Origin of the sequence: Sphingomonas sp. LH128 (assembly GCF_000293195.2) — a bacterium.
GTDB classification, from domain to species: Bacteria; Pseudomonadota; Alphaproteobacteria; order Sphingomonadales; family Sphingomonadaceae; genus Novosphingobium; species Novosphingobium resinovorum_A.
Genome location: NZ_ALVC01000387.1, coordinates 1 through 6920 on the forward strand (window position 1 = coordinate 1; position 6920 = coordinate 6920).

The following is a 6920-nucleotide window of genomic DNA, read 5'->3' on the forward strand; positions in this document are numbered from 1 at the left end:
TCCCGGCCTTCTCCGTGGCGCTGGTCGCCGTCATCCGCATGCGCAATCTCGACAGGGTCGAGGAGGCGGGCGAAACGAACACTGGTTCCGGCCTGCCCAGCGTTCAGGCCCTGCGCAATTCTCCTGATCTGTCCACGCGTGTTCTCGTCGCCCTGAAGATTCGGAACTACGGCGGAATTATCGGGAGCTTTGCGGAGCACGTCGAAGCGCAGCTTGCCAAGGAAATCGTTCGTCGCATTCGTATCAGTGACGAAAGCGTGTTGATCTATCACGAAGGCGGAATGTTCGTCTGGCTGTCTTCGATCCGCAGCACGTTCGACTTGTTCGAGAATCTCGAAGGCCTGCACCGGATCGTCCAGAACGGCATCCAGGTCGGCGGTATCGACATCGACTTGTCGTTCAACTGCGGCATCGACTCCGAGTTCGATCGTCCGCTCTCGGGCCGCGTCGCCAGCGCCATGCAGGCCGCGGAAGAGGCGGTGCGCAACGACGAGTTGGTTTATCAGCACGATGCCCGCAAGCACGAGGCTCAGTGGGAAATCTCCCTGCTGACGTCGCTCGACCGGGCCATCGATAATGGGGAGGTCTGGGTCGCCTATCAGCCCAAGCTCGATCTGCGATCAAACCGGATCAGCGGAGCGGAAGCGCTCGTTCGCTGGACGCACCCCGAACGAGGACCGATCAGCCCGGACAAGTTCATCCGGATTGCTGAGGAATTCCATCGGATCGAGCGCATCACCCGCTTTGTCATCAATGACGCGGTGCGAGTGGCTGTCGAACTGGAGCGTCACGGCTACGAGATGACGATGTCGGTGAATATCTCTGCTCAGCTTCTTCGCAATCCGGGACTGCCGGGAATGATTGCGGAGATTCTCGCCGCGCATGGTCTGTCACCCAACCGTCTGATCCTTGAGATCACGGAGACGGATCGCCTGGACCGCAGTTCCAAGACGTTCCAGATGCTGCAGCGTCTAGTCCAGTCCGGCCTTCGCCTGTCGATCGACGATTTTGGCACCGGCAACGCCACGATCGATTATCTGCGCTATCTGCCCGCCAGCGAGGTCAAGATCGACAAGACCTTCGTATCCTTGATGGAAAGCAACAAGGAAGATCTGCTTCTGGTGCAGTCGATCATCGAGATGGCTCATTCGCTCGACCGTGTCGTCGTGGCTGAAGGGGTCGAGACGGCCAAGGTTCTGGAGATGCTGACCGGGCTGCACTGTGACCTCGTTCAGGGGTATCACGTAAGCCGTCCTGTCCCATTCCGGGATTTCCTAGACTTCGTGTCCGGCAGGAGGGCACGACTGATTGGTTAAAAATTCCTTGATGCATCGTTAACTAACTATTATCCGTGAGGGCGGCCGCAGCGATGCGGTCGTTCACATGGGGAATGACGATGAACAAGGACATCTGGGGCGGTGGTTGGTGGGGCGGCGGTCTCTAATAGAGGCTTCTGCTGCACTAGTTTGGGTTGATTAATCCGAACCACTGCAAAAAACGAAGCGCTTTCCAGAAGAACTCCTGTCTTTTGGAAAGCGCTTTTTCTTTGTCTATTGTTTGTGTTTGTTTGTAATTTCTCGCGATGGGTGATTTTAACCCATTTAAGCGCCGCAATTCATCGGTTCTGAAAAGCTCTCGTCTTAAATTGACGATAGCGGCTCCGGGCAGGGGCACTGTAAATCGCTTCCCGATTCGGGACTCGTTAACGAGGTTAGCCTTCGCCGTGGCCCAGCGCGAGATAATCGGCACTCTGCATTTCATTGAGACGGCTGATCGTGCGGTCGAATTCGAAGCGACCGGTCCCGGATTCGTACAGCTCTTCTGGAGTAGCGTCGGCAGCCGCGATCAGCTTCACCTTGTTCTCGTAGAGAGCGTCGATAAGCGTCACGAAGCGCGCTGCCTCGTTGCGACGGTCCGGACCCATCTTCGGAATGCCGACGAGGATCACCGTGTGATAGGCACGCGCGATGGCGAGATAGTCGGCCGCGCCGCGGGCCTCGCCGCAAAGGCGTTTGAAGCTGAAGACTCCCACGCCCTTGAGGCTCTTGGGCACGTGAAGCATTCTTCCGCCGCCGACGTCGATGTCAGTGGAGGGCACATGTTCGCTATCTTCCGGCGGATAATCAGTGAGGCGGTAGAACGCTTCGCGCGCGGCTTCGGTGGCCGGTTCGCCCAGCGGGTGGTGCCAGGTCGCCATGCCGCCGAGGCGCTGCATGCGATAGTCGGTCGGACCGTTGAGCGTGAGCACGTCGAGCTCCTGTTCGATCAGTCCGATGAACGGCAGGAAATGCTCGCGGTTCAACCCATCCTTGTAGAGTTCGGAAGGAGCGCGGTTGGAGGTGGTCACGATGGTGACCCCCTCGTTCGTGATCAGGTGCGTGAACAACCGGCTCATGATCATCGCGTCGGCCGAGTTGTTGACGACCATCTCGTCGAAGGCGAGGCAGCGGACGTTGCGGGCAATAGCTGCGGCGACCGGTGGGATCGGGTCGCCGGTTTCCTTCTTGCGCTCGTCGCGCAGGAGCGCGTGGACTTCCAGCATGAAGGCGTGGAAGTGCACGCGGCGCTTGCCGGGAATGTCGAGCGTCTGGACGAACAGGTCCATCAGCATCGACTTGCCGCGCCCGACACCGCCCCACATGTAGACGCCGCGCGGCGCTGCAGCCTTCTTGCCCAGCAGCTTGCCGAACAGGCCGGTCGAGGACGACGACTTGTAGAATTCGCGCTGGAGGCGGTTCAGTCGCTCGGCGGCCGCTGCCTGTTCCGGATCGGAGCGCAGTTCGCCGGTCGCGACAAGCGCCTCGTAGCGTTCGAGCATCGCGCTCATTTGGACGCACTCGGCTTGCGGAGGGTGCCCATGAAGCTGGCGACGAGATGGTCGCCCTGCTCGACCGTGCCGCGCACGAAGACGAGACGGCGGGTTTCCTTCATGATCTCGGCCACGATGTCGAGCGGCTCGCCGATGCGGCCGGCACCGATGAACTGGTTGCTGAGTTCGAGCGTGACCGCACCGACGGCATCCTCGCCGAGTACGACGAACATTGTCGCGAACATGCCCACATCGATCAGGGCGAGGGTGACGCCGCCATGGACGGCGTCGAGGACGTTACTGTGCTGCAGGCCCGCTTCGACGAGACGAAGGCGAGCGCCGCGCTCACCCTCGCGGCGGACGATCATGCGACCAAGGCCCTGCGAATTGAACCGCGAGCCCTCGTTCAGCTTCCACGTGGACCACCCCGGAAATTCCGGGTCGGGCTCATGGATGAATACACCGTCCTGCGCCACGGGAAGTTACCGGTCTAAAGCCCGAAGGCTCAGACCTGCCGCTCGGCCTGCATCTTCTTGATTTCGGCGATGGCGCGCGCGGGCGAGAGGCCCTTGGGGCACACGTTCGCGCAGTTCATGATGGTGTGGCAGCGGTAGAGGCGGAAGGGATCTTCCAGCTCGTCAAGGCGCTCGCCGGTCATCTCGTCGCGGCTGTCGGCCAGCCAGCGGTAGGCCTGCAGCAGGATCGCCGGGCCGAGGAACTTGTCGGAGTTCCACCAGTAGCTCGGGCACGAGGTCGAGCAGCACGCGCACAGGATGCACTCGTAGAGGCCGTCCAGCTTCTCGCGCTGTTCGGGGCTCTGCAGGCGCTCCTTGCCCGACGGGGTGGTCGAGACGGTCTGCAGCCAGGGACGGATCGAGGCGTACTGCGCGTAGAAGTGCGTGAAATCGGGAACCAGGTCCTTGATCACGTCCATGTGCGGCAGCGGGGTGATGCGGATGTCACCCTTCAGGTCTTCGATCGCGGTGGTGCAGGCGAGGCCGTTCTTGCCGTTCATGTTCATCGCGCACGAACCGCAGATGCCTTCGCGGCACGAACGGCGGAACGTCAGCGAGGGGTCGATCTCGTTCTTGATCTTGATGATCGCGTCGAGGACCATCGGGCCGCACGCATCGAGGTCGATCTCGAACTGATCGTAGCGCGGGTTCTCGCCCGAGTCCGGGTCGTAGCGGTAGACGGTGAACTTCTTGACCTTGGTGGCGCCCTCAGCCTTGTGCACGTTGCCGCGCTTGCTGATCTTGCTGTTCGCCGGGAGGGTGAAGGTCGCCATGGTAGAATCCCCGTGATCTTGCAGTGCGGCATGAACCGCTTTGTGGTCCCCCTCTAGCGATTCGTCCGCGTAGGGCAAGAGGTGACTATGGTGAGGTGAGGGGTGGGATATCCGGAAATGCACCAATATCGGCGCTGCAGCGGGCCTTGCGGGCGCATGGCGCGCAAGGGCAGTTGCGAAAGTCGCGGGCGTCGAGGTTTACACGGTTTACACGGTCCAGGGAGAAAAGGTGTCACCTTCCACCGCCGGTGTGGCCCCGTTTCACGCAAATCCGCCATTCTTGCGCCGAGATGTGTAACCTTGTGTGTCACCTTAGGGCTTCGATGTGTCACCTTAGGTGTCACTTTACGATCCCGGGGTGTCACCTTGCAGGCCGGGCCTGTCACCTTGTGACGAAAGCCGCCAGCCGGAAAACGGTCCTTCGGACCGAAAAACAAAAGAGTGAGAACGCAGAAGGGCATGGACGGAAAAATACTCCGCCCATGCCCCTGTAGGAAAGTCCCTGTAGGAAAGCTGCGGTCAGTAGTTCGGCAGATGCGTGCCGAGGTGCTTTCCGGCGATGTAGCCGAAGGTCATGCCCGGACCGAGCGTGCCGCCTGCGCCTCCGTAGGCCTCGCCCAGCACCGCCGACATGACGTTGCCCGCTGCGTAGAGGCCCTGTATCGGATTGCCGCTCCAGTCGAGGACCTGCGCATCGGCGTTGGTCTTCGGACCACCGGCGGTGCCGAGCGCCCCGGCTTCCATCTTCACCGCGAAAAATGGTCCCTGATCGATCACGCCGAGCGTGCGGTAAGGCGGTTCGAACTCCGCATCGCCCCACATGTAGAAGTTGTCGTAGGTGTTGTCGCCGCGGTTGAAGTCGTCGTCGTGGCCCTTGCGGACCAGATCGTTGAAGCGCGTCACCGTCGCCGCGAGCCCCTGCGGATCGATCCCGGCCTTTTCGGCGAGTTCCTCCAGCGTGTCGGCCTGCATCATGAACGAGGGCACGGGGCCGCCCGGGGGCGTGTTGAAGGTCTGGTACTTGCTGCGATAGCGCTGGTCGACGATCAGCCAGTACGGCAGGTTGGCGTAGGCGTGCGTACCTGCATCGAAGGCGTGGAGCGCCTTGCCCATGGCGTTGTAGTTGGCCGCCTCGTTCACGAAGCGCTTGCCCGCACGGTTGACGAGGATCGCGCCGGGGCGCGCGCGTTCGTCCGAACCGAGCAGATAATTGGGCTTGGCGGCGCGGTGCTGGGGCTGGAATTCCAGTACGCTCTGCTGCCAGAAGGCGTGCTGCATGTTGCCGAGCTGGGCGCCCGCCTCGATCGCCATGAGCAACCCGTCGCCCTCGTTCTCGGGCACGCTGACCGGGCCGGTGAGGGGGCCGCGCAGGAAGGTCTTTACCAGCGTCTCGTTCCACTCGAAACCGCCGGTGGCGATGACGACGCCGCGCCGGGCGCGCACGCGGTAGTCGCGGCCATTGGCGTCCTCGGCGACGACGCCGATCACGCGATCACCGTCCTTGACGAGCTTGCGCGCGCGCTTTTCGAACTCGACGGGAATGCCGCGATCGATCACCGCGAGGAACAGCGATCCCGCCAGTGCCTGACCCAGACCGCGATAATCGCCTGCCTCGCGCTCGGCGAGCGTCGCTTCGTCAAGCGTGCCGTTGATCGCTTCCATCAGGCTGCCGCGCACCGGGTAAGCCATCTTGGTCGGGTTCACGCGAGTGGACCACTTGCCGAGCCGCTCGAACGAGAAGGCATCGTTGTCGAGCGAGCGGCCGCCGTCGGGCTTGGCGCCGGGCATATAGGGCTGGTAATCGGGGAAATCGGCGTAGGCGTGGAAACGCACGGGCGTGTTGTCCGCCAGATAGCGGATCATCTCCGGCCCGGTTTCCATGAAGGCCATGAGCGTATCGGGATCGAGCGCCCCGGGCGCCAGCGAGTCGAGATAGGCGACGACGTCCTCGTCGTCCTCGGAGATACCTGCCTCGATCTGGTGGTGGTTGCCCGGAATCCACAGCATGCCGCCCGACATCGCGGTGGTGCCGCCGACCATGCCGGTCTTCTCGAGGATCACCACGTCCTTCGCGCCGAAATCATGCGCGGCGATCGCTGCGGTCATGGCCGCGCCGCCCGATCCCAGTACGACCACGTCCGCCTCGAGATCCCAGTTCACGTCTTGTGTCATTCAGTCCGTCTCCCAGCAGGCCATCGGCTGCGGCAGGACCAGCGCAACGCCGCCGCCGCATGTTCTTTGCGTCGGCACTGTAGGTTTCGTCGGGGACTGGCAGCCACTCCGACATGTCATAGGGCAGGGCGGTTTGTGCATTCGAAAGTCGTCATCGCGAGCGCGGCGAAGCAATCCGGAGCGGTGAATGTTGCCCTGGATTGCGTTGCTGCGCTCGCGATGACGAAGTTGGGGATCGACTGCTCCCTCAACGCAAAGACGCCGCGCGTGACCTCTTGAGGGCGCGCGCGGCGTCTGCATTTTCAGGCCCTTGTTTCAGAGCCGTCGGCGATTACTCGCCGAAAGTGCGCTGCCACCAGCCACGGCGCGGTGCCGGAGCGGCATCGTCAGCCGACGCGGCTTCGGCGACTGCTTCGGGTTCGGCGACCGGCTCGGCGACCGGTGCCGGAGCGGCTTCGGCCTCGACGTCCGCCTTCTTGCGACGGGTGCGCTTGGGCTTTGCTGCAGCCTCTTCCGCAACCGGCTCGGGAGCCGGTGCCGGAGCGGCTTCGGCCTCGACGTCCGCCTTCTTGCGGCGGGTGCGCTTGGGCTTTGCAGGCGCTTCCTCGGCGACCGGTTCGGGCGCTGCGGGCGCTTCGACGACGGCTTCGG

At 62.7% G+C, this 6920-nt stretch carries 5 protein-coding genes and 1 pseudogene; 1 reads left to right on the forward strand and 5 read right to left on the reverse strand.

The window, feature by feature from the left end; genetic code table 11:
* Positions 1–14: 14 nt before the first annotated feature.
* Positions 15–1316: an EAL domain-containing protein gene (locus LH128_RS25840; protein ID WP_327195268.1), complete on the forward strand. Its 1302-nt coding sequence runs from the start codon at positions 15–17 to the stop codon at positions 1314–1316.
* A 395-nt stretch (positions 1317–1711) separates the two neighbouring features.
* On the opposite strand, the gene zapE is transcribed toward LH128_RS25840, so the two are convergent.
* From zapE to LH128_RS25865, 5 genes and pseudogenes are all read right to left on the reverse strand, one after another.
* Positions 1712–2827 (reverse strand): cell division protein ZapE, encoded by a 1116-nt coding sequence (gene zapE, locus LH128_RS25845; RefSeq protein ID WP_008832645.1) that lies wholly within the window; start codon positions 2825–2827, stop codon positions 1712–1714.
* Positions 2824–3285, reverse strand: a complete 462-nt coding sequence (locus LH128_RS25850; protein WP_008832646.1) for a PaaI family thioesterase — start codon at positions 3283–3285, stop codon at positions 2824–2826. Before LH128_RS25850 ends, zapE begins: the two co-directional genes overlap by 4 nt.
* 29 nt (positions 3286–3314) lie before the next feature.
* Positions 3315–4097 carry a succinate dehydrogenase iron-sulfur subunit gene (locus LH128_RS25855; protein ID WP_008832647.1) on the reverse strand — a complete coding sequence of 261 codons (783 nt, stop codon included), beginning with the start codon at positions 4095–4097 and terminating at the stop codon, positions 3315–3317.
* Positions 4098–4616: 519 nt separating this feature from the next.
* Positions 4617–6269: an FAD-binding protein gene (locus LH128_RS25860; RefSeq protein ID WP_008832648.1), complete on the reverse strand. Its 1653-nt coding sequence runs from the start codon at positions 6267–6269 to the stop codon at positions 4617–4619.
* Between the two features lie 331 nt (positions 6270–6600).
* A pseudogene (locus LH128_RS25865) lies at positions 6601–6920 on the reverse strand (ribonuclease E/G); the annotation flags it as partial.